This is a genomic window from Nonomuraea sp. PA05, from assembly GCF_008086045.1.
GTDB lineage: Bacteria > Actinomycetota > Actinomycetes > Streptosporangiales > Streptosporangiaceae > Nonomuraea > Nonomuraea monospora.
This window is the reverse complement of sequence record NZ_VSEY01000002.1, coordinates 39,895-66,415: the sequence shown is the minus strand read 5'-3', so window position 1 is coordinate 66,415 and position 26,521 is coordinate 39,895. Positions and strand designations below refer to the sequence as shown.

26 protein-coding genes are annotated in these 26,521 nt (G+C 71.1%); 12 read left to right on the top strand and 14 right to left on the bottom strand.

Annotated elements, in window-relative coordinates; translation table 11 throughout:
• Positions 1 to 106 precede the first annotated feature (106 nt).
• Positions 107 to 2,260: a cation transporting ATPase C-terminal domain-containing protein gene (locus tag FXF51_RS03345; protein WP_187414151.1), complete on the top strand. Its 2,154-nt coding sequence runs from the start codon at positions 107 to 109 to the stop codon at positions 2,258 to 2,260.
• A 61-nt stretch (positions 2,261 to 2,321) separates the two neighbouring features.
• Positions 2,322 to 2,870 carry a hypothetical protein gene (locus FXF51_RS03340; RefSeq protein ID WP_148432754.1) on the top strand — a complete coding sequence of 183 codons (549 nt, stop codon included), beginning with the start codon at positions 2,322 to 2,324 and terminating at the stop codon, positions 2,868 to 2,870.
• A gap of 164 nt (positions 2,871 to 3,034) precedes the next feature.
• Here the strand turns inward: FXF51_RS03340 and FXF51_RS03335 are convergent, their stop codons facing one another.
• Positions 3,035 to 3,451, bottom strand: a complete 417-nt coding sequence (locus FXF51_RS03335; RefSeq protein ID WP_148432753.1) for a hypothetical protein — start codon at positions 3,449 to 3,451, stop codon at positions 3,035 to 3,037.
• A 139-nt stretch (positions 3,452 to 3,590) separates the two neighbouring features.
• On the opposite strand from FXF51_RS03335, the gene FXF51_RS03330 reads away from it, so the two are divergent.
• Positions 3,591 to 3,842 carry a hypothetical protein gene (locus FXF51_RS03330; RefSeq protein WP_148432752.1) on the top strand — a complete coding sequence of 84 codons (252 nt, stop codon included), beginning with the start codon at positions 3,591 to 3,593 and terminating at the stop codon, positions 3,840 to 3,842.
• 16 nt (positions 3,843 to 3,858) lie between these two features.
• On the opposite strand, the gene FXF51_RS03325 is transcribed toward FXF51_RS03330, so the two are convergent.
• Genes FXF51_RS03325 through FXF51_RS03315 form a run of 3 tightly spaced genes read right to left on the bottom strand, consistent with a single transcriptional unit; the run spans position 3,859 to position 8,539 of the window.
• Positions 3,859 to 4,365 (bottom strand): DUF6069 family protein, encoded by a 507-nt coding sequence (locus FXF51_RS03325; RefSeq protein WP_148432751.1) that lies wholly within the window; start codon positions 4,363 to 4,365, stop codon positions 3,859 to 3,861.
• A gap of 23 nt (positions 4,366 to 4,388) precedes the next feature.
• Positions 4,389 to 5,870 carry an alpha-amylase gene (locus FXF51_RS03320; protein ID WP_148432750.1) on the bottom strand — a complete coding sequence of 494 codons (1,482 nt, stop codon included), beginning with the start codon at positions 5,868 to 5,870 and terminating at the stop codon, positions 4,389 to 4,391.
• Between the two features lie 2 nt (positions 5,871 to 5,872).
• Entirely contained in the window at positions 5,873 to 8,539 is a 2,667-nt protein-coding gene (locus tag FXF51_RS03315) for an MGH1-like glycoside hydrolase domain-containing protein (protein ID WP_148432749.1), read from the bottom strand.
• Between the two features lie 171 nt (positions 8,540 to 8,710).
• On the opposite strand from FXF51_RS03315, the gene FXF51_RS03310 reads away from it, so the two are divergent.
• From FXF51_RS03310 to FXF51_RS03295, 4 genes are read left to right on the top strand one after another with little or no spacing between them, the layout of a single operon-like run.
• Complete coding sequence (locus tag FXF51_RS03310; protein WP_148432748.1) at positions 8,711 to 9,202, top strand: DUF1269 domain-containing protein; 492 nt, start codon at positions 8,711 to 8,713, stop codon at positions 9,200 to 9,202.
• Between the two features lie 26 nt (positions 9,203 to 9,228).
• Positions 9,229 to 9,486, top strand: coding sequence for an SHOCT domain-containing protein (locus FXF51_RS03305; RefSeq protein WP_148432747.1), 258 nt, complete (start codon positions 9,229 to 9,231; stop codon positions 9,484 to 9,486).
• A gap of 28 nt (positions 9,487 to 9,514) precedes the next feature.
• On the top strand, positions 9,515 to 10,045 hold the full coding sequence (locus FXF51_RS03300; protein WP_148432746.1) for a hypothetical protein: 531 nt from the start codon (positions 9,515 to 9,517) through the stop codon (positions 10,043 to 10,045).
• Positions 10,042 to 10,470: a hypothetical protein gene (locus FXF51_RS03295; RefSeq protein ID WP_148432745.1), complete on the top strand. Its 429-nt coding sequence runs from the start codon at positions 10,042 to 10,044 to the stop codon at positions 10,468 to 10,470. Before FXF51_RS03300 ends, FXF51_RS03295 begins: the two co-directional genes overlap by 4 nt.
• Positions 10,471 to 10,520: 50 nt before the next feature.
• On the opposite strand, the gene FXF51_RS03290 is transcribed toward FXF51_RS03295, so the two are convergent.
• Positions 10,521 to 10,820 carry a hypothetical protein gene (locus FXF51_RS03290; RefSeq protein WP_148432744.1) on the bottom strand — a complete coding sequence of 100 codons (300 nt, stop codon included), beginning with the start codon at positions 10,818 to 10,820 and terminating at the stop codon, positions 10,521 to 10,523.
• Positions 10,821 to 11,017: 197 nt separating this feature from the next.
• Here FXF51_RS03290 and FXF51_RS03285 point away from each other — a divergent pair, with 197 nt between their 5' ends.
• Entirely contained in the window at positions 11,018 to 11,488 is a 471-nt protein-coding gene (locus FXF51_RS03285) for a hypothetical protein (RefSeq protein WP_222871110.1), read from the top strand.
• Between the two features lie 68 nt (positions 11,489 to 11,556).
• On the opposite strand, the gene FXF51_RS03280 is transcribed toward FXF51_RS03285, so the two are convergent.
• From FXF51_RS03280 to FXF51_RS03260, 5 genes are all read right to left on the bottom strand, one after another.
• Positions 11,557 to 12,519, bottom strand: coding sequence for a carbamate kinase (locus FXF51_RS03280; protein WP_148432743.1), 963 nt, complete (start codon positions 12,517 to 12,519; stop codon positions 11,557 to 11,559).
• A gap of 13 nt (positions 12,520 to 12,532) precedes the next feature.
• Positions 12,533 to 13,534 carry an ornithine carbamoyltransferase gene (gene argF, locus FXF51_RS03275; RefSeq protein WP_148432742.1) on the bottom strand — a complete coding sequence of 334 codons (1,002 nt, stop codon included), beginning with the start codon at positions 13,532 to 13,534 and terminating at the stop codon, positions 12,533 to 12,535.
• A 9-nt stretch (positions 13,535 to 13,543) separates the two neighbouring features.
• A complete protein-coding gene (locus tag FXF51_RS03270) occupies positions 13,544 to 14,773 on the bottom strand; it encodes an arginine deiminase (RefSeq protein WP_148432741.1) in 1,230 nt (409 codons plus the stop codon).
• Positions 14,774 to 14,786: 13 nt separating this feature from the next.
• Complete coding sequence (locus FXF51_RS03265) at positions 14,787 to 16,187, bottom strand: APC family permease (RefSeq protein ID WP_148432740.1); 1,401 nt, start codon at positions 16,185 to 16,187, stop codon at positions 14,787 to 14,789.
• Positions 16,188 to 16,308: 121 nt separating this feature from the next.
• The gene (locus FXF51_RS03260) at positions 16,309 to 16,791 is read right to left on the bottom strand and encodes a hypothetical protein (RefSeq protein WP_222871109.1); all 483 of its coding nucleotides are present in this window, start codon (positions 16,789 to 16,791) and stop codon (positions 16,309 to 16,311) included.
• 146 nt (positions 16,792 to 16,937) lie between these two features.
• Here FXF51_RS03260 and FXF51_RS03255 point away from each other — a divergent pair, with 146 nt between their 5' ends.
• The 4 genes from FXF51_RS03255 (at position 16,938) to FXF51_RS03240 (ending at position 22,825) form a co-directional block, all read left to right on the top strand.
• Complete coding sequence (locus tag FXF51_RS03255) at positions 16,938 to 19,682, top strand: cation-translocating P-type ATPase (protein ID WP_222871108.1); 2,745 nt, start codon at positions 16,938 to 16,940, stop codon at positions 19,680 to 19,682.
• Positions 19,679 to 21,142, top strand: coding sequence for an MFS transporter (locus FXF51_RS03250; protein WP_148432739.1), 1,464 nt, complete (start codon positions 19,679 to 19,681; stop codon positions 21,140 to 21,142). Before FXF51_RS03255 ends, FXF51_RS03250 begins: the two co-directional genes overlap by 4 nt.
• A gap of 293 nt (positions 21,143 to 21,435) precedes the next feature.
• Complete coding sequence (locus tag FXF51_RS03245; protein WP_148432738.1) at positions 21,436 to 22,083, top strand: DUF308 domain-containing protein; 648 nt, start codon at positions 21,436 to 21,438, stop codon at positions 22,081 to 22,083.
• 181 nt (positions 22,084 to 22,264) lie between these two features.
• Complete coding sequence (locus FXF51_RS03240; RefSeq protein WP_187414150.1) at positions 22,265 to 22,825, top strand: HdeD family acid-resistance protein; 561 nt, start codon at positions 22,265 to 22,267, stop codon at positions 22,823 to 22,825.
• 19 nt (positions 22,826 to 22,844) lie between these two features.
• Here FXF51_RS03240 and FXF51_RS03235 read toward each other — a convergent pair whose 3' ends face one another.
• From FXF51_RS03235 to FXF51_RS03220, 4 genes are all read right to left on the bottom strand, one after another.
• Positions 22,845 to 24,017 carry an FAD-dependent monooxygenase gene (locus FXF51_RS03235; RefSeq protein ID WP_187414149.1) on the bottom strand — a complete coding sequence of 391 codons (1,173 nt, stop codon included), beginning with the start codon at positions 24,015 to 24,017 and terminating at the stop codon, positions 22,845 to 22,847.
• 155 nt (positions 24,018 to 24,172) lie between these two features.
• Positions 24,173 to 25,015, bottom strand: coding sequence for a class I SAM-dependent methyltransferase (locus FXF51_RS03230; RefSeq protein ID WP_148432736.1), 843 nt, complete (start codon positions 25,013 to 25,015; stop codon positions 24,173 to 24,175).
• Between the two features lie 133 nt (positions 25,016 to 25,148).
• A complete protein-coding gene (locus FXF51_RS03225; RefSeq protein WP_187414148.1) occupies positions 25,149 to 25,913 on the bottom strand; it encodes a glycoside hydrolase family 25 protein in 765 nt (254 codons plus the stop codon).
• A gap of 79 nt (positions 25,914 to 25,992) precedes the next feature.
• Positions 25,993 to 26,406: a hypothetical protein gene (locus FXF51_RS03220; protein ID WP_148432734.1), complete on the bottom strand. Its 414-nt coding sequence runs from the start codon at positions 26,404 to 26,406 to the stop codon at positions 25,993 to 25,995.
• Positions 26,407 to 26,521: the final 115 nt, after the last annotated feature.

Below are 26,521 nucleotides of genomic sequence, written 5' to 3'. Positions count from 1 at the left end.
AGCGCGGCGTTCCCGGGCAACGATGAGGGAGCCAGGACGGACATCCGGAGGGGGCCATGTACGCCTTGAGAGTATCCACGAAAGCGGCCTGCGGCCCTTTCTGCTGATGGGACCGCGCACGCACCAGGCGCTGCGCTCGCCTCTCGTGTACGTGGTCGTCGCCGGCGGCCTGCTCGCGGTGTGGTCGGAGGACCTGTGGACCGGCGCGGCGATGCTGGCTGTCGTCGCCATGGCGGTCGTGCACATCTGGGCCCTGGACAGGCGAGTCGCGAAGGCGATCGCCCCACTCGGGGTCCCTCCGGTGGTCACCCCGCTGACCACGGCGATCGGCCGTTTCCGGTTCCTGACGGCGCTGGTCATGCCGGTGGCGGCGGGCGCCCTGATCGGCGCGGGGGCGCTGCTCGGGCTGGAGTCGTCCGCCGTGCGCGCGGCCGTCGCCGTGCTGATGATCGTGGCCGTGCCGTGGGAGCTGCCGTCCATCGTGGCGGCGGCGCTGGCGACGGGGGCCGTGCGCATGGCGCACGGCCGGACGCTGGTGCGCCGGCCCGCCGCCGTGGAGAAGCTGGGCGCCACCACGGTCGTGTGCACCCGCAGGGCCGGGCTGCTGACCTCGGACCGCGCCTACGTCACCACGGTGGTCGCGGGCGGGCGCGCCTACCAGGTGACGGGCGCGGGCCGCGACCATGGCGAGATCACACAGGGCGGGGTGGCGGTGGGGCCGGGTGCCGACCCGGCGCTGGACGCCTGCCTCCAGGCGGGGCTGAGCTGCAACGACGCGCGCATCGTGGAGCGGGAGGGCGTCTCGGCCGCGGTCGGTGACGCCACCGAGCGCGCGCTGCTGGACAGCGCGGCCATGCTGGGCCTGGAGAAGGTGTCGCCGCGCGTCGCCACGCTGCCGTACACGCCGGAGCAGTTGTTCATGGCGACCCTGCACGAGCCGGTCGGCGAGACCCCCGCGATGGTGTACGCCAAGGGCGCGGTCGAGCGCGTCCTGTACCTGTGCGACGGCCGGCTCGGCGCCGACGGCCAGGTCGGCGAGCTGGACCGGCGCGAGGTGCTGGACACCGCGCGGTGGCTGACCCGCCGCGGGCTGCGCGTGCTGGCCTTCGCCTCGGCTCCCGCTGTCACTCCTGGGACGGAACTGACGGAGCGTTCCTTACCGCCGCTCACGTTCCTGGGGTTGCAGGCGATGCACAGCCCGGTGCTCATCGACGCCCTGGAAGCCGTGCGGGGATGCCAGGACGCCGGGGTGGGCGTGAAGATCATCACAGGGGACGACGCCCTCATGGCGCGCTCCAGCGCGGCCTGGGTGGGGCTGGCGGAAGGCGCCCTCAGCGGCGCGGAGCTGGCCGACGGCCGCTTCGGCGGGCCGGTGTCGCTCGACCGGGCCACCGTGTTCGCGCGACTGCTGCCCGAGGAGGAGCGGCGGCTCGTGCGGGCGCTGCGCAGCCACAACCACGTGGTGGCCGTCATCGACGGCGAGGCGGCGGGGGCGGGGCGCGGGCAGGCCGACGTCGGGGTCGGCACCTCCATCAGCGACGAGGGCGCCGACGTGGTGCTGCCAGGCGGCACGTTCGCGACGGCGGCGGCGGGCATCGCCGAGGGGCGGGCCGCCCTGGAGGGCGTCGCCCGCTACACCGGCCACGCGCTCGTGCCGCGCGTGATCGCCTTCGTCGTGGTCCTCGCCGTCCTGCTCGGCCTCGACGCGCCGGTCGAACCCGTCCACCTGCTCTGGCTGAACCTCGCCACCACGATGGGCCTGATGATCACGCTCAACGCCGAGCTGCGCACGCGCCAGGCGGCGTTCCGGCCGGCGCCCGGACCGGTCAGGTCGCCGCTGGCCCCGGCCCGCGTGGCCGAGGCGCTGCTGGTCGCGGCCGTGCTGGGGGCGCAGGCGTGCGCCCTGTTCGCCTGGGCGACGACGCAGGGGGCGGGGCTCGCCGAGGCGCAGACGGCCGCGCTGGTCTCCACCAGCCTGGTGGTGCTCGCCCGCTCGTCGGCCGCGCTCTTCTTCGGCCCGGACGGCCCGCGCGCCGGCCCGTACGACAGGCGGGCCGTCGCCGCGCTGCTCGCCATGGCCGCGCTCCAGCCGGCCCTCGTCTACCTGCCCGCGTTCAACCACCTGTTCGCCACCGCGCCGCTGGACCTGCCGTTCTGGCCGTTGATCATCGGTGCGGGCGCGGGCGCCTGCGGCGTCATCGCGGTGCTCACGGAACTCGTGCGCCGCGGCGTCCGCCCGCAAGTCACTCGCAACGGGTGATGACCCTCCGGCCCGATCTCGGGAGGCTGGCCGCACGGACGACACGTAGAGGAGGGCGGACATGGCGATCGGACCCGTCCAGCTCATCGTTCTGGGGTTCAACCATCCCGAGTTCCACGGCGAGGTCATCGCCGAGCTGGAGCGGCTGCGGCAGAGCGACACCGTGCGCGTGATCGACGCGCTCGCCGTCTACAAGGACAAGGCGGGCGAGATCGAGGTGGAGCACCTCAGCAACCTGACAGAGGAAGAGGCGATCGAGTACGGCACCAAGATCGGAGCCCTCATCGGGCTCGGCATCGAGGGCGAGGAGGGCATCGAGGCGGGCGCGCTGGCCGGCGCCGAGACCGTCAGGGAGTCGGGCCTGCACGTGATGCCCTCGGACGAGGAGGTCTGGGACGTTCTGGCGGAGATCCCGAACGACACCGCCGCCGCGCTCATCCTGCTGGAGCACCACTGGGCGGTCCCGCTGCGCGACGCGATCCTGCGGGCGAACGGATTCCGCATCAGCGACGGCTTCATCAGCCCCTTCGACCTCATCGCGCTGGGGCTGCACACGGCGGAGGAGGCCAAGCGGCTGTCGGTTCTGGAGCAGTCGAGGAACGGGAGGTAGGGACATGTTCGGAGCCAGAAGGGTGGCCAGGCGCACCGGGCGCCGCACGGCCAGGAGGGTGAGCCGTCGCCGCCGGTGACGCAGCCCCGCGAGGCCCGCCGGTGATGACCGGCGGGCCTCGCGCGTGTCTCGGCGGCAGGGGCGCGTGAAGACGGTCAGGGCTCTCAGCGGTACGGGCGCGTGAAGACGGTCAGGGCCCAGATGACCGTCACGTACAGGGCGATGAGCGCGATCGACCACAGGGGTCGCTCGGCCAGGTCGAGGAAGTTCGCCAGCGCGCCGATCGCCGCGAGCACGACGCCGATCGCGCGGGCCGGGCCCACCCCGGCGAAGACGCCGAACCCGGCGAGCCCGATGAGGATGCCCAGCGCCAGGTGCACCCAGCCCCACGTCGCCGGGTCGGCGATGAGGATCCGGTGCTCCGTCATCGGGTAGATCGCGTCCTGGTTCACCAGCGCGGCGATCCCCGTGATGACCTGGAAGATCGCGATCATCACCATCACGCAGCCGGCGAACGCGGCGATGCCCACGGCCCACTCGTCCTTGGCGGTCGTCCGGATCGGCGTGTGGTTCTCTGTCATGAGCCACCTCCCACGTTCGTGAGTTCTGCCGTGTTTTCATCCCTGGCGGGTGATTCGGGCCGTCTGCGGCAGGCCGGATACTGCGGCCATCGACGAGACGGCCGAGCGGTCCCGCCGGGTGAAGCAGCAGGGAGACACCATGGAACTACTCCTCCAACTCATCGTCCTGGGCGTTCTCGTCTGGTGGCTGTCGCGGACGGCCCGGCGCATGTGGCGCAAGCGCAACGCCCCGCCGCCCCCCACGGGCGCACACGACGCCGGCGTCTGGGTGAACCCCCACCGGTGGGCCAGGATCGTCGCCGAGTTGGAGGAAGAGGAGCGGGAGGGCGAGGGGCAGCGCCGGGACCGGCGCTGGGACGACCGGCGCCGCGGGTGGTTCGGCGGCCCGTGACGCCCCAGCGGCGACGTCACTGGAGGGGCGGCGGCTGGGCGGGCTGGCCCGGGCGGATCGTGGAGTAGCCGACCTTGGGCAGCAGCGTCAGGATGACCAGCCCGACGGCGAGGTTGGCGAAGCCCGTGAGGAGCTGGTCGAGCAGGGGGGCGTCCACGGTGAAGGGCAGGACGGCGCAGGCCACGGTGATGAGCCCGATGATCCAGCCGAAGTAGGCCAGGGGGCGCGGCGTGAGCGCGACCATGAGCAGCAGGATCAGCGTGGCGATGAGCGCCCCCGCGCCGGCGGAGATGACGTACAGGGTCGTGCCGGAGGCGCGGGTCAGCCCTCTGCTCTCCGGGGTCAGCAGCTCGGCGTGGAAGACCGCCCGCGCGATCAGCACGGCCACCCACGCCACGAGCGCGGCGACCAGGGCGGTGGCCAGGCCGCCGCCCCAGAGCCGGCGCATGTCGATCACAGGCGGAGGGGGAGAGGCGGGCGCGAGCTGCGGTTCGCCGTCGTACCTGGAGTACTCCATCGTCATTCGCCCTTCATGGGGATCGGTGGTCAGGGTGCGGCCGGATCGACCGTGAAGACGTGGGTGGCCCAGCCGCCGAGCTCGACGTACAGGCCCTCGGTGCGCATCGGGGCGCCGGCCCGCTCGTGCACGTCGCCGGTGAGCAGGTCGCGCAGGATCCACTGCCGGTCCGGCAGCTCGGGCCAGGGCAGCGGCACACGGGCCTGCGCGGGACGGTCCTGGAAGTTGACCACGACGAGGTGCCGCGCGTCCGGCGCGGTCCAGGCCCAGGCCAGCAGGCCGGCGCACGACTGGTTGTCCGGCCAGCCGTGGCAGTCCAGCAGCCGCCACTCGCCCTGCCGCATGCCGGAGGAGGCCACGGCGGCGATGAGCCGCTCGTAGAACTCGCGCAGCCCCTCGATCGCGGGTTCCTCGGGTCGGCGGCCCAGGAAGACCGGCACCCGGGTCCGGCGGCCCTCGAACTGGCCCTCGTGCCACATGACCGCGCCGGGCAGGGTCGCGATCATCGTCGCCGCCGCCCGCTCCTTGGCCTGGTGCATGGTGGCGGCGGCCCTGGGCTCGTCGTGGTTCTCCAGGAACCGCACCAGGCGCTGCTGGTAGGGCAGGCCGGCGGTCAGGTGCGCCCGCACGGAGCCGGGGTCGCCGTCCAGCAGCCGGTCGTAGAGCCGCTTGTCGTAGCAGTAGTCGAAGCCCTGCTGCTGCAGCGTCCACTCCATGTCCCAGTACGCCTCGGCCACGAACGTCATCCCGGGATGCCGCTTCCTGACCCGGTCGATGACGGACGGCCAGAAGTCCTTGGCGGGAGGCTTGCCGGCCCGTGCGCCCCACGTCCTGGCGAACACCTCGTTGGTCATGAGCATCGCCATGTCGCAGCGGACCCCGTCGCAGTGCTCGCCGATGCGCAGCAGCGTCTCCACGGTGGAGGTGCGCAACCCCTGGGAGAAGGCGTTGAGCTGGACGACGTCCGGCCACGGCGGGAAGAACGGGTCCTGGCCCCTGGCGTAGACGTGGCCGCCGCGTTCGAGGAAGGCGGCGGGGTCGCGGCTCAGGTCCCCGGCGCCGCCCCGGACGAAGTAGTCGGGGTGCGCCGCCACCCACGGGTGGTCGGGAGCCACGTGGTTGGGCACGTAGTCGAGCAGCAGGGCGATGTCGCGCCGGTTCAGCTCGGCCCGCGCCGCCGCCAGCCCCTCCGGGCCGCCGAGGCCCTCGTCGGCGACGTAGTCGCGCACGCAGTACGGCGACCCGGCGATGTCGTCGTCGGTGACGCCGGGCAGCGCCTCGGCGAAGCTCCGCCGTAACTCCGGGTCGGCCAGCGCGATGGCGCGGCCCTCGGGGCTGCGCTGCCAGACGCCCATCAGCCAGAGGGTGTCGACGCCGGGCACGGCCAGCTCGTCCCACGCCTCCTTCGGCACGTCCTGGAGGCGCGCCGGGCAGCCGAAGCGGCGCCGCACGTCGCTGAGCCACTCCCAGGTGTCGACCTCGTAGATCATCGGTGCGCGTCGGTGCCTCATCGTCACGGCTCCTTGGTCCGGTGCCCTGCCAGCAGGTCTGCGGCGGAGAGGTTGCCGAAAAGGATCATGAAGACGGCGACGTCGGCCGTCCACCCGGTCTGGTGCGCGGCCCCGAGCCCGGCCCCGTTGTCCCCGTGGAAGTACTCGTGGAACTGGATCAGGTCCCGCCAATGCGGGTCCTCCTGGTAGATCCGCAGCCCGCCGTACAGCGGGCGGTGGCCGTCCCGGTCGCGCAGGAAGATGCGGGTGAGCCGGGCGGCCAGCTCCTTGCCCACGCCGAACAGCGTCATCCGGTTGCCCGACCCGGTGGGGCACTCGACGGTGAAGTCGTCGCCGTAGAAGACGTACAGGTTCAGCAGCGCCCGGATGATCAGCGCGTTCATCGGCACCCAGACCGGGCCCCGCCAGTTGGAGTTGCCGCCGAACATGCCGCTGTCGGACTCGGCCGGCACATATCGGACCTGGTAGGTCTCGCCGCCCGCCCGGAACTCGTAGGGGTGGTCGAGATGGTGGCGCGACAGGGAGCGGATGCCGTACGGGCTGAGGAACTCCTCCTCGTCGAGCATGCGGGCCAGCACCCGCCTGAGCTTGCCCTCGTCCAGCAGCGACAGCAGCCGCCGCCCGCCCACGCCCTGCCGGTCGGCGGCCGACATGCCGCCGCGCAGCCACGGATGCCGCTCGGCGAACCGGCGGATCTTCGCGGCCAGCGGGCCCTCCTCACCCTCGGCGGCCAGCGGCGGGAAGACCGTGGACGCGCACAGCGGCAGCAGCCCCACCAGCGAGCGCACCCGCAGCCGCGTGCCGGAGCCGTCGGGCAGCCGCAGGACGTCGTAGAAGAAGCCGTCGGCCTCGTCCCACATCTCGTCCTTGACGTCGCCCACCCGGTCGGTGGCGGCGGCGATCCACAGGAAGTGCCCGGCGAACTTGACCGCGAGGTCCTCGTAGGCGGGCTCGTGCTCGGCCAGCTCCACGGCGAGCTGCAGCATGTTCTGCGCGTAGAACGCCATCCAGGCGGTGCCGTCGGCCTGGTCCAGCGACCCGCCGGTGGGCAGCGGGGCGCTGCGGTCGAACACGCCGATGTTGTCCAGGCCGAGGAAGCCGCCCTCGTAGACGTTGCGGCCCTCGGGGTCCTTGCGGTTGAGCCACCAGGCGAAGTTCAGCAGCAGCTTCTGGAACACCCGCTGCAGGAAGTCCAGGTCGCCCCGGCCGCGGAGCTGGGTCTCCAGCAGGTAGATGAAGCGGGCCGCCCACGCGTGCACGGGCGGGTTGACGTCGCCGAAGTTCCACTCGTAGGCCGGGATCTGGCCGCTGAGGTGCAGATACCTGTCGTCCAGCAGCAGCTCCACCTGGTGCTTGGCCAGATCGAGGTCGACGACGGCCAGCGCGACCGCGTGGAAGGCCAGATCCCAGGCCGCGAACCAGGGGTACTCCCACTTGTCCGGCATGACGATGATGTCGTGCGCGTCCATCCCGAACCAGCCGTGGTTGCGCCGATCGGACGGGGTCCACGGGTCCTGCCCGTGCGCCCTGAGCCAGCCGTCGACGTCGTAGCAGTAGAACTGCTTGCTCCACAGCAGCCCGGACAGCGCCTGGCGCAGCACCGCCGCCTCGTCCTCGCTGGAACCCGCCGGGGTGAGCTCGGCGTAGAAAGCGTCGGCCTCGGCCCGCCGCAGGTCGAAGATCTCCCCGAAGGCCGCGCCGAGCGGGTCGCCGACCTCGCCCGCGGCCATCCGCAGCCGCACGGTCGCCGTGCCGCCCGCGGGGACGGTCAGCACGTGGTGCGCCGCCGCCTTGGTGCCGGTCCTGTCCGGATTGACGGCGCCCTGCTCGCCGTCCACGACGTGGCGGCCGATGCCGTCCTTGACGTACTGCGCGGTGTTGGGGCTGCCGAAAACCCGCTCGTTGTTCGTCTCGTTCTCCGTGAACAGCAGCGGCGCGCCCTCCTGGAAGTACACGTGGTACGTGCCCAGCTCCTCGTGCTCGGCCCGGACGACGGAGCCGGCGGTCGCGCGCATGGCCGGCTTGGCCGTGCCGCCCGGCCACGACCAGGTCTTGCGGAACCACACCGTCGGCAGCACGTGCACGTCGGCCTGCTCGGGGCCGCGGTTGGCGACGGTGATCTCGACCAGCACGTCCTCGGGCGCCGCCTTGGCGTACTCGACGAAGACGTCGAAGTAGCGGTTGTCGTCGAAGACGCCCGTGTCGAGCAGCTCGTACTCGAACGCCTGCCGGTCCCGGCCGCCGTTGACGGCCACCAGGTCGCCGTAGGGGAACTCGGCCTGCGGGTACTTGTACAGGAACCGCATGTAGGAGTGCGTGGGCGTGTTGTCGAGGTAGTAGTAGTACTCCTTGACGTCCTCGCCGTGGTTGCCCTCGCCGTTGGTCAGCCCGAACGGCCGCTCCTTGAGTATCGGGTCCCTGCCGTTCCACAGCGCCACCGACAGGCACAGCCGCTGCCGGTCGTCGCTGATGCCGCCGAGGCCGTCCTCGCCCCAGCGGTAGGCCCGGGAGCGGGCGTGGTCGTGCGGGAGGTAGTCCCACGCCTCGCCGGAGCCGCCGTAGTCCTCGCGGACCGTGCCCCACTGGCGTTCGCTGAGATAGGGGCCCCATCGGCGCCACGGCGCGTCCGGCGCGGCCGACTGGTCCAGCCGTTGGCTCTCCGCGTTCATGCGAGCACCTCCCAAGGTCACTGTCCGCAGCAAACGTCCACCCTGCGGAGGCGGGCGTTCATCACCCCCCGAGGGTGAACACGGCCCCGCTCACCCTGTGCGGGTGATGATGCGGACCCTCCGGTGAGCGTCTGCTGGGAGTCGAAGAAATCGGACAGGAAGGAGAGCGCGATGGCGGACCTGATCGCGATCGGCTACCCGGACGAGGCGACGGCATACGAGGCCGAGCGCGAGGTTCAGCGTCTCACCAGCGAGCTGATCATCCAGCCCGACGCCGTGGCGGTGATCTCACGCGACGTCGAGGGCAAGCTGCACGTCAGCACGCACCACCAGCCGGTGGCCAGCGGGGCCACCTGGGGCATGTTCTGGGGGCTGCTGTTCGGCATGCTGTTCTTCGTGCCGTTCCTCGGCATGGCCATGGGAGCGGGACTCGGCGCCATCATGGGCAAGGTGGAGAAGTCCGGCATCGACCGGGCCTTCCAGGCGCAGGTGCGCGACATGCTGCAGCCCGGCACGTCGGCGCTGTTCCTGGTGGTGGAGAAGGTGACCCCGGACAAGGCCGTGGCCGCGCTCAGCAAGTACGGCGGCACCGTGCTGAAGTCCTCCCTGTCGCGCGAGACCGAGCAGGCGCTGCAGGAGGCCCTGCACGGCGAAGACAAGTAAGCCGTACCGGGAAGGCGGGGAGACCCATGGGCTTGCTCTACAGACGCAGACGGCCACTACGCAACGCGGCGATGCTGGCCGGCGCGGGCGTGCTGGCCTACCAGGCAGGCAAACGCCAGGCCCAGGAGACGGAGTACGGCCAGGACCCGTACGAGCCGTCCGGCGCGGAACCGAGCGGCGGCGGCATGGCCGACCAGCTCGAACGGCTGAAGGCGCTGCTCGACCAGGGCGCCATCAGCGAGGAGGAGTACCGGGCCGCCAAGCAGCAGGTCCTGACCCGCTGACAGCGAGCAGATGAGGAGGTGCCCGGAGGTGGAATTCGGCCCCCTGCAGTTGCTGGTGGTGGTGTTCAAGGATCCGCACTTCACGGGCGGAGTCCTCACCGAGCTGCATCGGTTACGGGAGCACGACATCGTCCGGCTGATCGACATGCTGGTCGTGCGCAAGAACGAGCACGGCGCGCTCACCACGCTGGAGATGAGTGATCTGTCGGCCGAGGAACGGCACCAGTTCGGCATGGTCGTCGGCTCCCTGGTGGGGTTCGGCGCCGAAGGTGACAAGGGCGTGGAGAAGGGCGCGGAGGCCGGCGCCGCGATCATCGGTGACGGGATCTTCGACGACGAGGAGCGCTGGGCCATCGCCGACGCGGTGCCCGTCGGCGCGGCCGCCGCGATCGCGCTGCTGGAGCACCGCTGGGCGATGCCGCTGCGCACGGCCATCGGTGAGGCCGGCGGCACAGCGGTGACCGACGCCTGGATCCACCCGGCCGACTTCGTGGCGACCGGTGCGGCCCTAGCCGCCCAGCACCAGCAAAAGTCGTTCGGCCAAGGAGGAGACAGATGACAGGCAAGACCTATTCGCCCAAGCGACAGAGCTGGGTCGCGGGCGCGGCCCTGTTCGCCGCCATCATGATGATCACTGTGGGCTTCTTCCAGGCCCTCGAAGGCATCGCGGCCATCATCGCCAACGAGTTCTACGTCCCCACCCGCAACTACATCTACGTGATCGACGTGACCGCCTGGGGCTGGATCCACCTGGTGCTCGGCGTCGCGGTCGGCGTCGCGGGCTGGGGCGTCATGGTCGCCCAGCTCTGGGCTCGCATCGTAGGGATCGCCGCGGCCGTGCTGAGCGCGGTGGCCAACTTCTTCTTCATCCCCTACTACCCGTTCTGGGCGATGTTGATCATCGCGCTGGACATCTTCATCATCTGGACGCTCTGCGTGTACGGCAAGCGCGAGGCCAGGGAAGCGGGGATGCGAGAGAGCTGACCGGACGACGCAGGTCCCCGCCGTCACGGCGGGGACCTGCGTTTTTCACGTCAGTAGTAGGACCGCCCGACGTACACGGCGCGCTGGCGGCGGACGGTGCCGGCCACCCAGTGGAGCACGTCGAGGAAGGCCGCGAAGACCACCCAGGCCCACGCCCCGCCGGACAGGCCGTTGGTCGGGTAGTAGAGGAGCACGTACGTGAGTGTGGCGAACGGCAGCAGGACGACGCCGAGCAGCGGGATGATCCAGGTGCCGAAGGCGGCGTCGACGAGGGCCGGCCGGGCCACCCAGACGAACAGCAGCATGAGGCGTGGAAACGCGGCGGCGAGCAGCACGAACAGGCATCCCATGGGCGTCCTCCTGACGGGGCCGAAGTGTCACTCCACAGACAAACGCCGCAGGCCGGGCGCCGCCTCACCCGCTGCGGGCGACAGTGCCCGGGCATCTCATCCCCGGCATCTCATCCTCGGAGGGTGATGCGACAGGGTGCCGCGAAATGTGACTCTCCTTGCGAGATTCACGACCGGCTGGTCAGGAGGAGGGTGCAATGGCAGAGCAAGTTTCCGCCAGCTCCACGGGATCGGCGGCGGAGGAGAAGAAGCCCGTCAGCGGTTGGGCCGTGGGCGGGGCCATCTTCGCCGGCACGATGATGGTGATGATCGGCATGTTCCAGGCGTTCGAAGGGCTGGCCGCGATTCTGCAGGGCGAGTTCTACGTCGTCGCGCCGGACTACGTCTACACCTTCGACGTCACCGTGTGGGGCTGGATCCACCTCATCGTCGGGACCCTCGCCGCCGTGGCGGGGTTCTTCGTCTTCACCGGGCAGCTCTGGGCCCGGATCGTGGGCATCGGGCTCGCGGTGCTGAACGCCATCGCTCAGTTCCTGTTCATGCCCTACTATCCGGTCTGGTCGCTGCTCATGATCGCCATGGACGTGCTGGTGATCTGGGCCCTGTGCCTGTACCACAAGGGCGCGATCAAGGACGACGACTACTACTACACGCCCATGTACTACTAGAGGCGCGGGAGACCGCGAAGGCCATGAGACCCCAGGGGGAGTCTCATGGCCTTCGCCGTCGCGTTCTGTCAGACAAGTCCCGTCCACTGCGCGGGACCCAGGTCACCGGGGCCGCCGTAGTCGCCGGCGGGGGTGACCAGCGTGCCCGCCTTGCCGTCGAGGATCGCCCCGGCGTCCGCCAGCGCCCCGATCGCGCCGAGGCGGCCGGTCAGCTCCACGAACCGGCAGACCGCCTCCACCTTCGGCCCCATCGAGCCGGCGGGGAACCTCTCGCGGCGCAACTGCGCCGGCGTGGCCCGGGAGATCGGCTCGGCACCGGGCGTGCCGTAGCCCCGCTGCACCGCCGCGACGTCGGTGAGCAGCAGCAGCGCGTCGGCCTCCAGCGCCTCCGCCAGCTTCGCGGTCGCCAGGTCCTTGTCGATGACCGCCTCGACGCCCTCCAGCCGGCCGGCCTCGTTGCGGACGACCGGCACGCCGCCGCCGCCCGCGCAGACCACGACCGCGCCCGACGCCAGCAGCAGGCGGATCGTCCGGCTCTCCACCATGTGCAGCGGCTCGGGCGAGGGCACCACCCTGCGCCAGTGCTCGCCGTCGCGCGCGAAGCTCCACTCCCGGCCGGCGGCCAGCTCGCGGGCCTTGTCCTCCTCGTACACCGGCCCGACGAACTTCGTCGGCGCGGCGAAGGCCGGGTCGGCGGCCGAGACGAGGGTCTGGTTGATCAGGGCGGCGACCTGACGGCCCGGCAGCGCGTTCTGCAGCGACTGCAGGAGCCAGTAACCGATCATGCCCTGGGTCTGAGCGCCCAGCACGTCGAACGGGTAGGGCACGGTCAGGCTCGGGTCGGCCGCGCTCTCCAGCGCGAGCAGGCCGACCTGAGGGCCGTTGCCGTGCGTGATGACGACCTCGTGCCGCCCGGCCAGCGGGGCCAGCGCGGCGACCGCGGCCACCGCGTTGGCCCACTGGACGGAGGCGTCGGGACGCTGGCCGCGTTCGAGCAGGGCGTTGCCACCGAGGGCAGCCACGATCCGCATGACGCCGCCCCCCTCAGGCGCCCAGAGTGGCGAGCATGATGGCCTTGATGGTGTGCATCCGGTTCTCGGCCTGGTCGAAGACGATCGAGTAGTGCGACTCGAAGACCTCGTCGGTGACCTCCAGCGCGGCCATGCCCGTCTTGTCGTACAGCTCCGCGCCTACCTTCGTGCGGCGGTCGTGGAAGGCGGGCAGGCAGTGCATGAACCGCACGTGCGGGTTGCGGGTCGCCCGGATCATCTCGTCGTTCACCTGGTACGCGCGCAGCAGCGCGATGCGCTCGTCCCACACCTCCTTGGGCTCGCCCATGGAGACCCAGACGTCGGTGTAGAGGAAGTCGGCGCCCGCCACGCCCTCCTCGACGTCGTCGGTGTGCGTGATCCTGGCGCCCGTCCGCTCGGCGAGGAAGCGCGCCTGCTTGATGACGTCCTCGTGGTTCCACAGCGAGCGCGGGGCCACCATGCGCACGTCCATGCCCATCATGACGCCGGCCACCAGCAGCGAGTTGCCCACGTTGTTGCGGGCGTCGCCGAGGTAGGCGAACGCGATCTCCTGGTCGCGCTTGTTGCTGTGCTCGCGCATGGTCAGCATGTCGCAGAGCGTCTGGGTGGGGTGCCACTCGTTGGTCAGGCCGTTCCACACCGGCACGCCGGCCAGCCGCCCCAGCGTCTCCACGTGCTCCTGGGCGAAGCCCCTGAACTCGATGGCGTCGAACATCCGCCCGAGCACCCGCGCGGTGTCCTCGACCGACTCCTTGTGGCCGAGCTGCGAGCCGTCCGGGTCGAGGTAGGTGACGTGCGCGCCCTGGTCGTGCGCGGCGACCTCGAACGCGCAGCGGGTGCGGGTGGAGGTCTTCTCGAAGATGAGCGCGATGTTCTTGCCGGCCAGCCCGGGCCGCTCCAGGCCCGCGTACTTCGCCTTCTTCAGGCTGGCGGACAGGTCCAGCAGCTGCTTCCACTCGGCCGGAGTGAAGTCCAGCTCCTTGAGGAAGTTGCGGCCGCGCAGGTTGTAGGTCATTCCGGCTCCTCAGGCGGGGTCTCGTTCGATCGGGCACGACATGCATCGCGGTCCGCCACGGCCCCTGCCGAGCTCGCTGCCCGCGATGGTGATCACTTCGATGCCCTGCTTGCGCAGGTGGGTGTTGGTGGCGACGTTGCGTTCGTAGCCGACGATGACTCCCGGCTCGATGGCCAGGAAGTTGTTGCCGTCGTCCCACTGCTCGCTCTGGGCGGCCCGCAGGTCCTCGTCCGTGCGCAGCACCGAGACGCGGTCCACGCCCAGGGCCCCGGCGATCGTCTCCAGCAGGTCGCCGTTGGCGACGATGCGCAGCCCCGCCGGATGGTCCGGGTCGTCGGCCGGCAGCACCGTCCAGGACCGCAGCGGGAGCTGCAGGTACGGGTACATGACGAAGGTCGAGGAGTCGATCATCGTCATGACGGTGTCGAGATGCATCATGGCCCGCGAGTGCGGCAGCTCGACGGCGATGACCTTGGTGGCCGCCTTGGCGGCGAACAGCGAGCGCGCCAGGTTCTCGATGCCCATGGCGGTGCTGCGCTCGCCCAGCCCGATCAGCACCGCGCCCGAGCCGAGGACGTGGATGTCGCCGCCCTCCAGCGTGGCCGGCTGGTGGGCCGTGTCGTCGCCGCCGTACCAGACGGTGAAGTCACCGTCCTTGAACATCGGGTGGAACTTGTAGATCGCGGCGCTGTGCACCGACTCCCGCGCCCTGGCCGGCTTGGCCATCGGGTTGATGCTGACCCCGCCGTAGATCCAGGCGGAGTTGTCGCGCTGGAACAGGTGGTTGGGCAGCGGCGTCAGCAGGAAGTCGTCGGCGTTCATCAGCTCCCAGCGCAGGCTGCTGACGTTGGCGCGGCGCAGCTCGGCCTTGAGCACGCCGCCGATGAGCAGCTCGGAGAGCCGGTCGCTCGCCACGTCCTGAGCGAGCTGGCGCAGCGGCGCGGCCAGCGTGGGGCCGACGGTGTCGTCGGTCAGGACCCGGTCCAGCACCCACTCCCTGGCCACGGGGTCGTTCAGCACGTCGGCCAGCAGGTCGGCGAAGTAGTGCACCACCACGCCGCGGTCGCGCAGCACCTGCGCGAACGCGTCGTGCTCCTCGCGGGCCCGCTTGGCCCACAGGATGTCGTCGAACAGCAGCTCGTCGACGTTGGCCGGGCTGAGTCTGCTCAGTTCGAGCCCCGGGCGGTGCAGGATCACCTGGCGGAGCCTGCCGATCTCGGAATCCACGTGGAAGGGCATGACGTCGTTCTCCTCAGTGATAGGGCGGAACCTGCTGGGGTGGGCTCATCCGGTCGCGCATGCGCAGGTAGACCGGGATGCCGACGAGGAACGCACCGGCGGCCATCAGGAACGGTCCCCAGACCAGGAACCAGTCCGTCTCCCCGGTGTTGCGCGAGTACCAGATGAACAGCACGGAGAAGATCAGCGCCACGACCGCGACCACCGAGTCCCGCACGAAGCGCGGCGTGTGCAGGGTGCGATGATCTCGCCAGCGCCACTTGAGCTGCGCCAGCGCCGAGAACCCGTACGGGATGGCCGCGGTGATGCCGGTCATCAGGATCAGCGTGTTGAACACCGTCGCCCCGCTGGCCCCCAGGAAACTGACGGCCATCGCCAGGGACGACAGCGACGTGGAGGCGATGATCCCGACGGCGGGCACGCCCGCCTTGGAGATCTTGCCGAAACTCGGCGGGAACAGCCCGTCGCGCGCCGCGGCGAGCGGCATCTCGGCGCAGATCATCGTCCACCCGTTGAGCGCGCCGAGCCCGGAGACGATGACCGCAAGCGCCACCAGGTCGCCCACCCAGGTCGCGCCGCCCGCCATCGTGGTCGCGGCCACCGAGTACGACGCCTTGTTCGCCTCCTCGCCCAGGATCGCCGACGGCACGGTGCCGAACACCGCCAGCAAGGACAGGAGGTAGACCACGGCGCTGACCAGCGTGCCGAACACGGTGGCGCGGGGCACGTTCCGCTCGGGGTCGCGCACCTTCGCCGCGGCCACGGCGGCGGTCTCCACGCCGAGGTAGCTGAACAGGCAGATGGCCATCGCGCCCGCGATGGCCCGCAGATCGCTCTGGCCGCTGAGGTTCCACGGCTGGAAGTTCGCCGGGTCGATCAGCAGCAGCCCGACCGTCGACATGATCGCCAGCGGGACGAACTTGATGATCGTCGTCCAGAGCTGGACCGCGCCGATGTTCTTCACGCCCGACAGGTTGACCGCGGCCGGGATCCAGAGCCCGACCAGCGCGATCACGATGGACCAGCCGGGCACGGCGCCCTGGTTGACGAAGTTCTCGACGTAGTACACCCAGCCGGTGACGATCGCCGCGTTCCCCGCCCACGCGGTGATCCAGTACGACCAGGCGTTCGCGAAGCCGACCCGGTTGCCGAACGCGGCCCGCGCGTAGGCGTACGGGCCGCCCTCGGCCGGCAGCCGCCGTGACAGCCCCGCGAACATCAGGGCGAGCGCCACCGCGCCGACCGTGGTCACCGCCATCGCGACGATGCTGATCGGCCCGAACGAGGCCAGCGAGTACGGCAGGTTGAAGATGCCGACCCCGATGATGCTGCCCAGGATCAACGCGGTCGCCTGCGGCAGCCCGAACCTGCTCGGCGCCGTGGGCGCACCCTTCTTGACTTCGGCTTCGGCCATGGCTGTCTCGCTTCCGTCCCGCCGCTTCCTGACACCACCGCTTGCACCTTCGTCGGGCGCCCGGCGGGCGGGCCTCACCCGCACCGGGTGAGATCAGTGCAGGCAGGAGCGGTTCTGTGAGTCAGTGCGCCAGCAGGGCCTTCAGCGCGACCAGGAGCAGCCCGATGAGCAGATTGCCCACCGCCGCCAGGGCGATCAGGTATCTGCCCAGGTGGGCGCGGATGCCCGCGATGGTGGCCCAGGTCACCTGGCCCGCCAGCGCGGTCGTCAGCGCCATCCAGGCCGTCACCGAGTCGGGCAGGCCGAGCGCCCAGCCCGCCATCGCCGCCAGCGCGGGCGGCAGCGCGGCCTCCACCAGCGGCCGCTCGCGCCGGCTCACCGCCCGCACCTGCGACCAGCTCAGCCGCAGCAGGTGACGGCGCTCGCCGACCAGCCGCGCGTAGACGTGCGCCATCCAGAACACCAGCCCGGTGGCCAGCACCAGCAGGCTGATCACCGCGCCGGAGGGCGGGTCCTTGCCCGGGCTGGTCCCGGCGACGACGGAGGCGGCCAGCAACGACCCGTACACGGCACCCGTGTAGTCGGCGCGCATGTCCTCGTCCACGTGTCCCCCTCCACGCCGCCTTGATGATCCGGTCCTCGTACTGTGGCCGGGCTCTCTCCCCGCCGGTTCACCCTCGCCGGGTGACGCCCCGGCGGTGGCGCCGCACGGAAACTCGGCACCGGGTGCCCGCGGTCTTGAGGAGGCTGATGATGACTACGTCCTCGGCGGGCCAGGGGCCTGCCACGCCCGAGACGCCTGTCTACTTCGCGATGCCGGCCACGGAAGCGCTGAAGGTGCTGGGCGTCGAAGCAGGTCACGGCCTGAGTGCGGCGGAGGTGGAGACCCGCAGGGGGCAGTACGGCCCCAACAAGTTCGCCGAGGCCAAGCCCGAGCCGGCCTGGCGCGCCTTCGTGCGCCAGTACGCCGACGCGATGCAGATCGTCCTGCTCGTCGCCGGCATCGGCAGCCTGCTGCTCCAGCAGTGGGGGACGGGCATCGTGCTCCTCGGCCTGACCCTGTTCAACGCCTTCCTCGGGCTGCGCCAGGAGGGCAAGGCCGCGGCCGCGGTGGCCGCGCTGCAGAAGATGATGATCGTCAAGGCCAAGGTCCGCAGGGACGGCTCCCTCGCCGAGATCGCCGCCGACGAGCTGGTGCCGGGCGACGTCGTGTCCGTCGAGGCCGGCGACCTGGTGCCCGCCGACGGGCGGATCGTCAGGGCCGCCACCCTGGAGATCGACGAGTCCGCGCTCACAGGGGAGAGCACCCCCGTCGGCAAGGACCCGTCGGCGCTGCTGTCGCCAGGCGCGGCCATCGGCGACCGGATCACGATGGCGTTCATGAACACCAACGTCACCCGCGGCTCCGGCGACTTCGTGGTGACGGCGACCGGCATGTCCACCGAGGTCGGCCACATCTCCGGGATGCTGCAGACCGAGGAGGAGACGGAGACCCCGCTGACCAGGCAGCTCGCCGCGCTGACCAACCAGATCCTGGTCATCTCCGGGTTCGCGCTCGTCCTGTCGATGGCGCTGAACCTGGCTCGCGGCAACCCGTTCGCGCAGGTCTTCACCGCCTCCATCGCCTTCGCCGTGGCCGCCATCCCCACCGGCCTGCCCGCCGTGGTCACGACCATCCTGTCCATGGGCACGCAGATGCTGGCCAAGGCCAACGCCATCGTCAAGCGGCTGCGCTCGACCGAGACGCTCGGCTGCACCAGCGCCATCAACTCCGACAAGACGGGCACCCTGACGCTCAACCAGATGACCGCCGTCGAGATGGCGCTGCCCGGCCGCCGGTACGTGATCTCCGGCTCCGGCTACTCCAGCGAGGGCACCATCAAACGCGTCGCGGGCCAGCCCGACGTGCCCCTGGAGCCGTTCCTGCTGCCGATGGCGCTGACCGCGGACGCGGAGGTCGAGCAGGGCGTGCTCGTCGGCGACCCGACCGAGGGCGCGCTGGTCGTGCTCGCCGAGAAGGGCGGCCTGGACGTGCGGGCCACCCGCGAGACCTACCCACGGGTCGCGGAGGTGCCGTTCGACGCGGCGTACAAGCTGATGGCCACCTTCCACCGGATGCCCGACGAGCGCGGCTCCGAGGTCATCCGCTGCCTCGTCAAGGGCGCGCCCGACCAGCTACTGGCCAGGTCGGACTCCGTGCTCGACTCCGGGCTCGGCCCCATCCCGCTCACCGACGACTTCCGCGCCCGCTACCTCCAGGAGAACCAGCGCCTGGCCGAGCAGGGCCTGCGCGTGATGGGCACCGCCCGCAAGGACTTCGACCCCGCGGTGTTCGATCCCGACGGCGACCTGCTGGCCCAGGTGGACGGCCTGGTACTGCTGTCGCTCGTGGGCATCGTGGACCCGCCGCGCCCCCAGGCCAAGGCCGCCATCGCCAAGGCCCACGACGCCGGCATCCAGGTCCGCATGATCACCGGCGACCACGCGGTGACCGCGGAGTCCATCGCCAGGCAACTCGGCATCCAGGGGCGGGCGATCACCGGCGCCGAGTTCGCCGCCATGGACGACGAGACCGCGCGGCGCGAGATCGCCGACATCGGCGTCATCGCCAGAGTGGCGCCCGAGCACAAGGTGCGCCTCGTCGACGTCCTGCGCGAGCAGGGCCACGTGGTCGCCATGACCGGCGACGGCGTCAACGACGCCCCCGCCCTGAAACGCGCCGACATCGGCATCGCGATGGGCATCACCGGCACGGAGGTCTCCAAGGAGGCCGCCACCATGATCCTCACCGACGACGACTTCTCCACCATCGTGCGGGCCGTGGAGATGGGCCGCGGCCTCTACGACAACCTCAAGAAGTACATCAAGTTCCAGATCGGCACACTGATCGGCTTCATCGTCACCTTCCTCGGCGCCAGCATCTTCAACCTGGTCAGCGGCGTGCCGATGCTGCCCCTGCAGACGCTCTGGGTGAACTTCACCGTGCAGATCTGCCAGGCGGTCGGGCTGGGCTACGGAGTCGCGGCGGTCGACGTCATGCAGCGCAAACCGCGCCCGGTCAACGAGAAGATCCTCGACCGCCGCCAGTTCACCTGGCTCGGCGGCGCCGGGTTCGTGATCGGCGTCGGCACGCTCGGTGTCGTCTGGTGGAGCCAGGTGCAGGGCGAGGACCTCGCCAGGACGATGGCGCTGACCACGTTCGCGCTGTTCAACCTGTTCTTCTCCATCGCCTGCCGGGACGAGACGCGCTCGATCTTCGACCGCGGCGGCCCCGCTGACAGGCCGTTCCTGTACGCGAGCCTGCTGTCCGTGCTGGCGATCGTCCTGTCCGGCGGCGTCGACTTCTTCCAGCGGCTGCTCGGCACCGTGGACATGAACCTCGGCCAGTGGCTCGTCTGCATCGTGGTCTCCGGCCTCATCATCCCGGTCTCCGAGGTGCGCAAGGCCATCCTGCGGCGCAACGAGCGCAAGGCCCTCGCCGGGCGCGCGGCATGACAGGCCCGGGCAGCCCGCCCTCCGCCAGGGCACTGGTCTTCCCGCTGGCGCTCGCGCAGTTCATCGCCAGCTACGCGGCGACGAACATGAACGTGGCGATCAGCACGATCGCGGAGGACATCGGCACCTCGGTGACCGGCATCCAGACCACGATCACCCTGTTCACGCTGACGATGGCGTCCCTGATGATCGCCGGCAGCAAGCTGACCGACATCCTGGGCCGCAAGACCTGCTTCATGGCCGGGCTGATCGTGTACGGGGCCGGCGCCCTGCTGGCCTCGCTCTCCCAGGGCCTCGGCATGATGATCATCGGCTACTCGCTGCTCGAAGGCATCGGCTCCGCCCTGCTCATCCCGCCCATCTACATCCTGATCACCGTCGCCTTCACCGACCTTCGCCAGCGCGCCAAGTACTTCGGCGTCGTCAGCGGCGCGGCCGGGCTCGGCGCGGCGGCCGGGCCGCTCATCGGCGGCTTCATCACCAGCACCATCAGCTGGCGGGCCTCCTTCCTCCTCCAGGTCCTGGTCGTCGGGTGGATCATCCTGATGTCCCGCAAGGTCGCCGCCGCGCCCCGGACGGGGCCCCGGCCGTCCTTCGACGTCACAGGCGCCGTCCTGTCGGCGGCCGGCATGTTCTTCGTCGTGTTCGGCATCCTCCAGTCGGGCACCTACGGCTGGCTCGCCTCCCGCGCCGACTTCGTCATCGGCGGCACCGTCGTCATCCCCGCGGGCGGGATCTCGCCGGTGTGGCTGTTCGTCGTCATCGGCGCGCTGTTCCTGCTCTGGTTCTTCCTGCACGTACGCGCCAGGGAGAAAGCGGGCAAGGTCCCGCTCATCTCCCTGGCGCTGTTCCGCAGCCGCACCTCCAACCTCGGCCTGGTGACGCAGAACGTGCAATGGCTGACCATGCAGGGCTCGTTCTTCGTGATCTCCGTCTACCTGCAGCAGGTCTGGCACTACAACGCCATCCAGACCGGCCTCATGCTCACCCCCGCCACCATCGGCATCCTGGCCTCCTCGGCCGCCGCCGAACGCTTCGCCAGCCGGCATCCGCAACGCCGCATGATCCGGGTCGGGTTCCTGGCCATGGCGGTGGGCATGGTGCTGCTGCTGGCGATGGCGCGCGAGACCGACGCCATCCTCGCCTACGCGCCGGGGCTGCTGCTGATGGGGCTCGGCGTGGGGACCATGCTGACCGCGTCGGTGAACGTCGTGCAGTCGAGCTTCCCCGAGGACCAGCAGGACGACATCTCCGGGCTGTCGCGCAGCGTGTCCAACCTGGGGTCGTCGCTCGGCACCGCCCTGGCCGGGTCCGTCATCGTGGCGGCAAGCTTCCCGGGTGGGCAGCCCTATGCGCTGGCGTTGACGACCCTGGTGGTGATCTCGCTGCTCGGGCTGGCGGCGGCGATGTTCCTGCCGCGTGAGCAGCACGCCAAGGAGACGCCGTCCACGGCCGCCTGAGGCCGGACCCGGCCCCCGCCGCCCGTCCTGCGCCCGCGGTCCGTCCTGCGCCCGCGGTCCGTCCTGCGCCCGCGGTCCGTCCTGCGCCCGCGGTCCGGCCTGCGCCCGCGGTCCGGCCTGCGCTCGCCGTCCGGCCTGCGTTCACTGGACGGCCCACGTCTGCTGCCCGGCCCGCGCCCGCCTCCTGGCCTGCGCGGGCCGCCCGCCCTGCGCGGGCCTTGCCACGGAGAGCCGCGCGCCTGCGACCGCCGGTCCCGTGGGCTGAGCGTTCGCGACCCACGATCCCCTGGGTCGTGCCCCTGCAAGCCGTGCCCCCGCAGGACCGGACCCCGCACGACCGGCCCCCGCACGACCGGACCCCGCACGACCGGCCCCCGCACGACCGGACCCCGCACGACCGGACCCCGCACGACTGGACTCCGGGGGCCAGGACCCCGCGCGGGGGGCGCCGGTCGGCTGCTGCCCTGAAAGGGCTGGTCACCCTGTTCACCGGAGTGGTCGTGCTGACCTGCCCGGCCCTCACCACCGCCACCTTCGCCACACTCCTGGGCGGCTACCTGATCGTGGCGGGCGTGCTCGACGCCGCGAGATGCGTCACAGAGGGGCACGCGTGCCCCAGCGTGCGGCTCCTGTTCGCCCTCCAAGGCACCCTGCTGGCCGTCGCCGGCGCACTCGCACTGGCCGGTATGGTCCGCGCGGGCCCGTTCTGCGTCCTGCTCGGCCTCGTCTGGCTGGTGGGCGGCATCGTCGAGCTGATGAGCGTGGCGTCCGACCCGTGGCGGCCGGGCGCCCTGCCTGCGGCGGCGCTGGCCGTGGCCACGACGCTCGCGGGTGAGGCCCTGCTCGTCCTGCCCGTCGCGTCCCTGGAACTGCTGGCCCTGATCGCGGGCGCCCAGATGGTCGTAGGCGGCGGGCTCACCGCCTACGTCATGTCGGCCTAGCCATCTCTGGCCCAGCCGGGCCGCCGCCTCCCCTCAGACGGGTGATGCGGCGGCGCGGCAGGCGCGGTGTCGTGAGACGAGACTCTCGCATGGCCCTCGAAGGGGCGCCGAGGAGGGAAGAACCATGACATCAGCGACTTCTCCCGAGGCTGCCGGAGCCGAACCGGTCCAAGGAGACGGCATGACCGTGCGCCTGATGCGCGGCGCCACCGGCTGGGCGATCGCCGCAGGCCTCCTGTCCGTACTGCTGGGGCTGGCGGTCCTGGTGTGGCCCGAAGCCTCGGTCGCCATCGCGGCCGTGCTGTTCGGCCTGCAACTGATCGTGGTCGGCATCTACCGGATCATCCAGGCCCTCATGGCGGAGCTGGCCACGGGCGCCGCCCGCGTCCTGTACGCCCTGCTCGGCGTGCTGGCCCTGGCCATCGGCGTCCTGGCGGTGCGCAACGTGCCGCAGACCGTCGCCGTGCTGGCCATCATGATGGGCCTGTTCTGGCTGCTCGGCGGCGTGATCGAGCTCGTCAGCGTGTTCGGCGACCGCTCCAGGCCGAAGTGGGGATGGCGGCTCGTGCTGCCGATCCTGGCCATTCTCGTCGGGATCGTGATCCTGGCCATCCCCAGCCTGTCGCTGCTGGTGCTGGTCTGGATGCTGGGCATCTGGCTGGTGACCTGGGGCATCCTGGTGATCGTGATCATGCTCTGGATCCGGTACGCCGACCGCCAGCGAGCCGCCCTCGCCACCTGAGACCTGGTGGAACGGCGGGTCAGCCGCGCCGCAGCACCCTCGCCGCCAGCCCGGAGACCGCCCCGGCCGCCGTGCCCGTCCAGTAGTACAGGCGCGGCGGCACGTGGGGGAGCACCCCGGAGTGCCGCGAGTTGAGCAGCGCGATCATCTCCCTGGGCGGCCGGTCCACGTACCGTGGCACGTTCTCGTACCACTGCGAGCTGCGCAGCGCCGCCCGCTGGGAGGGCCTGATCGCCTTCATGCGCTCCTGCTCGTACCCCGACAGGGCCGTCTCCAGGTGCGGGTCGGCGTGCAGCGCGTCCACCAGGAACGCGGCGTCGCCCAGCGCCAGCGCGGTGCCGGCGCCGATCGAGTAGTGGGTGGTGTGCGCCGAGTCGCCCAGCAGGACGAGGTTGCCGCGATGCCAGGTGCGGTTGGTCATGGTGCGGAAGTTCAGCCAGTGCGCGGCGCCGCCCGCCTGCGTGCGGCCGATCAGCGGATGCCCGTCCAGCACCTCCGCGAACAGCTTCTCCAGGTGGGCCAGGCCGTCGGCCTCGTTCGCCACGTCGAGCCCGAGCCCCTGCCACGTGTGCGGCGCGCACTCGACGATGAACGTGCTGTGCTCGTCGCTGTACGGGTAGCCGTAGCACCAGATCCAGCCGTGCTCCGTCTCCACGAAGGCGAAGGTGAAGGAGTCGAGGACCTTGGTGGTGCCGAGCCACACGTACGGGTTGAGCCCGGTCGTGACCTCGGTGCCGAAGTGCTCGGCGTGCCGTTCGCGCAGCCGGCTGTTGACGCCGTCACCGGCCACGACCAGGTCGGCGTCGGCGACCTCCTCCTCGGCGGTGATCTCGTGCTCGTACTCGACGCGCACGCCGAGGGACTCGGCCCGCTCGGAGAGGATGGCGAGCAGCCGCCGCCGGCTGATGCCGAACCCCTTGTCGCCGTGCCCCACCGTCACGGTGGCCCGCTCGTGCAGGTGCACGACCCAGCTGTCCCAGCGGGCCGAGCCGGCGCTGATCTCGCGGGCCGACTCGGGGTCGACGTCGTGCAGGTAGCCGAACAGCTCGTCCCAGTACGTCACGCCCCAGCCGTAGGTCGAGCCGGCCGGGTTGCGCTCGTACACGGTGATGTCGTGGGCGGGGTCCACCCGTTTCATCAGGATCGAGAAGTAGAGGCTGGCGGGCCCGCCGCCGACGCACGCGACCTTCACAAGAGCTCCCCGCTATACGAAAAGTGAGCAATATATAACGGAGAGTAGCAGTCGGTGGCGTTGCGGTAGCGGAGGGCGCCTCGCCGTGTCGCCCCGAACCCGACCCGCGCAACCCGCGCGACCGCGCGCTGCGCGGCCCCGCCCGGCCGCTGCGGTCAGGTGGTCACGGTGGCGCGGACCAGGCGGCACAGGTCGGCGGGTCGCAGGCCGTCCTGCCGCCGCCACAGCGCGGGATCGACGCAGTCGGCCTGCCGGACGTGCTCCACCACCTCCAGCCCGTGCCGCCCGAACAACGCGGGCAGATCGTCGGGGGAGAAGAACGTCAGCCATGGCTCGCCCCGCTCGGCGGCGGCGGCCAGGGCGAACGAGGCATAACCGGCGCCCCGCTCGTCCCGCAGTTCGGGTGGCAAGGCGTACTCCATGACGAGTTCGCTGCCCCGGGGCAGGCGGCCGAGGGCGGCGAGCGTGCCGTCGATCGCGTCCGAGGTCAGGTACATGGCCACGCCCAGCCAGCTCACCAGCGCGGGGCGGCCGGGGTCGAGACCGGCCTCGCGCAGGGCGGCCATCAGGTCGCCGGACTCGAAGTCGATCGGCGCGAAGGCCGGTTCGCCGGGCGCGGCGAGGTTCGCCGCCGCCATGAGGTCGCGCTTCCACTGCTGCGTGGCCGGATGATCGGCCTCGATGACGCGGGGCCCGCCCGGCGCCCGCCTGAGCGCGTACGTGTCGAGCCCCGCGCCCAGCACCACGTACTGTTCGAAGCGGTCGCCGAGCAGGCCTTCCGTGTAGGCGGCGCGGGCGGTGACCTGGGCGCGGGTGCCGGAGAGGACGAGGTGGCCGCCGTGCGCGCGGTGGTAGCCGATGAGCTCCTCCGCCTGGCCGCCCAGGAGGGTGGCGGCCAGGGTGTCACGGAAGAGATGCGGCTCGCCGTCCACGACGAGATGGGCCGCGCGGGCGGCGGCGGCCATCATCGCGGTCTGGCTGGGCTGCGCTGCTCGCATGTGAGGGCGTTCCTTTTCTTTTCGCGTGAGGAGTGGAACGCCGATGCTAAATGCGATTATCGAGATATGAAAACCAGTATAGCAGCCGAAAATAAATTTCCTGTTCTCGAACAATCAATAAGCGATAACACTGCTATTTCCGGGCGAGGTTGGCCAGCCGCTCCAGCGCCGCGAGATCGCCCGCGAAGACGTTCTCGTCCACGTCGTGGGAAGGCAGCCCCGCGATCCTTGCCGTGCTGGTGAACTGCCAGAAGTCCCAGCCGGTGCCGCCGGGCAGCGGCGGCGGCGGGGTCCGGCCGTAACGGGCGAGCCGGACGCGGTACTTGCCGAATTCCGTGCTGCCCGCCATGCAGCGGTCCACGAAACTCTTCTGCGTGTACACGGTGGGCGCGACCCCGGTCACGCTTTCCACGCGGCCGATGAAGGCCAGCGCCTGCCGTACGAGTGCGGCGGGCTCAGCCCCGCACGGCTTGTCCCCTCCTTGCGGTTCGATGTCCAGTTCCAGCGGCAGTTCGTACGGATGCGTCCCGTCGAGCCCCTGCCCGCGCACCGTGGCGAGGAAGTGGTCGGCCTGCGCGACACCGTCCTGCTCGTGCGTGAAGTAGTGGTAGGCGGTGTGGATCAGCTTCACGCTGCGCGCCCCCGCCAGGTCGCGGGCGAACCAGTCGTTCACCCACTTGGTGCGGTGCCCTTCGGTGGCCTTGATGGAGACGAACTTCTGCCCGGTCGCCGCCAGCGCCCGCCAGTCGATCGCCTGGTTCTCCCCGGTGTGGTTGTGGCCGGAGATGTCGATGCCGTGCACGGCGTACCCCTCCGGGCCCGCCGTGGCGGCGGCGGGCCCGGGCGGCGCGAGGAGCGCGAAGGCGAGGGTGACGGGCAGGACGCGTGAGATGCGCATGGTGGCGAGGGTTCCTCTTTCGGGAGGCGGACCGCCCGGCCCCATGACGCGGGGCCGGGCGGCGCGAGACGGATGGACGTCAGGGCGTGGCCCAGGCGGAGTACCAGGTGTTGCCGCCGTACTGGTGGAGGACCGCGCGGTACGAGACGCCCTTGGAGACGCCGTTGTCCCGCCACGTGTAGTACCAGGGCTCGGCGCGGACGTAGGCCTTGAAGAAGCCCGCGTCCCAGTGCACGGGGCTGGCGCCCTTCACCTGGAAGCCCAGGCGGACGGTGACCTCGCCGCCCGCGTCCTTCCGGTACGAGGCCGTCGCCGGGTTGCCCGCGTTGGCCAGCATGCAGAGCTGGCCGTTGCCGATGTCCGTGCACTTGGTGACCGCCTGGGCGGCGGGGACCGGGGCGGACACGGCACAGGCGGCCAGCAGGGCCGCGCCGATGACCGTGCGGCGGAGTGTGTTGTTCATGGTGTGGTCGTCCTTCGTCTGTCGTCGCATCGGTGCTCCGATGCGTGATCAGAGTCGCGCGCCCGGTGTCCCGGGCACCGGTGTCCGCCGTCCCCTGCCTGTTCTGACCGTGGTCCCGGGACGCCGGGCGGACGGCGACATGCCC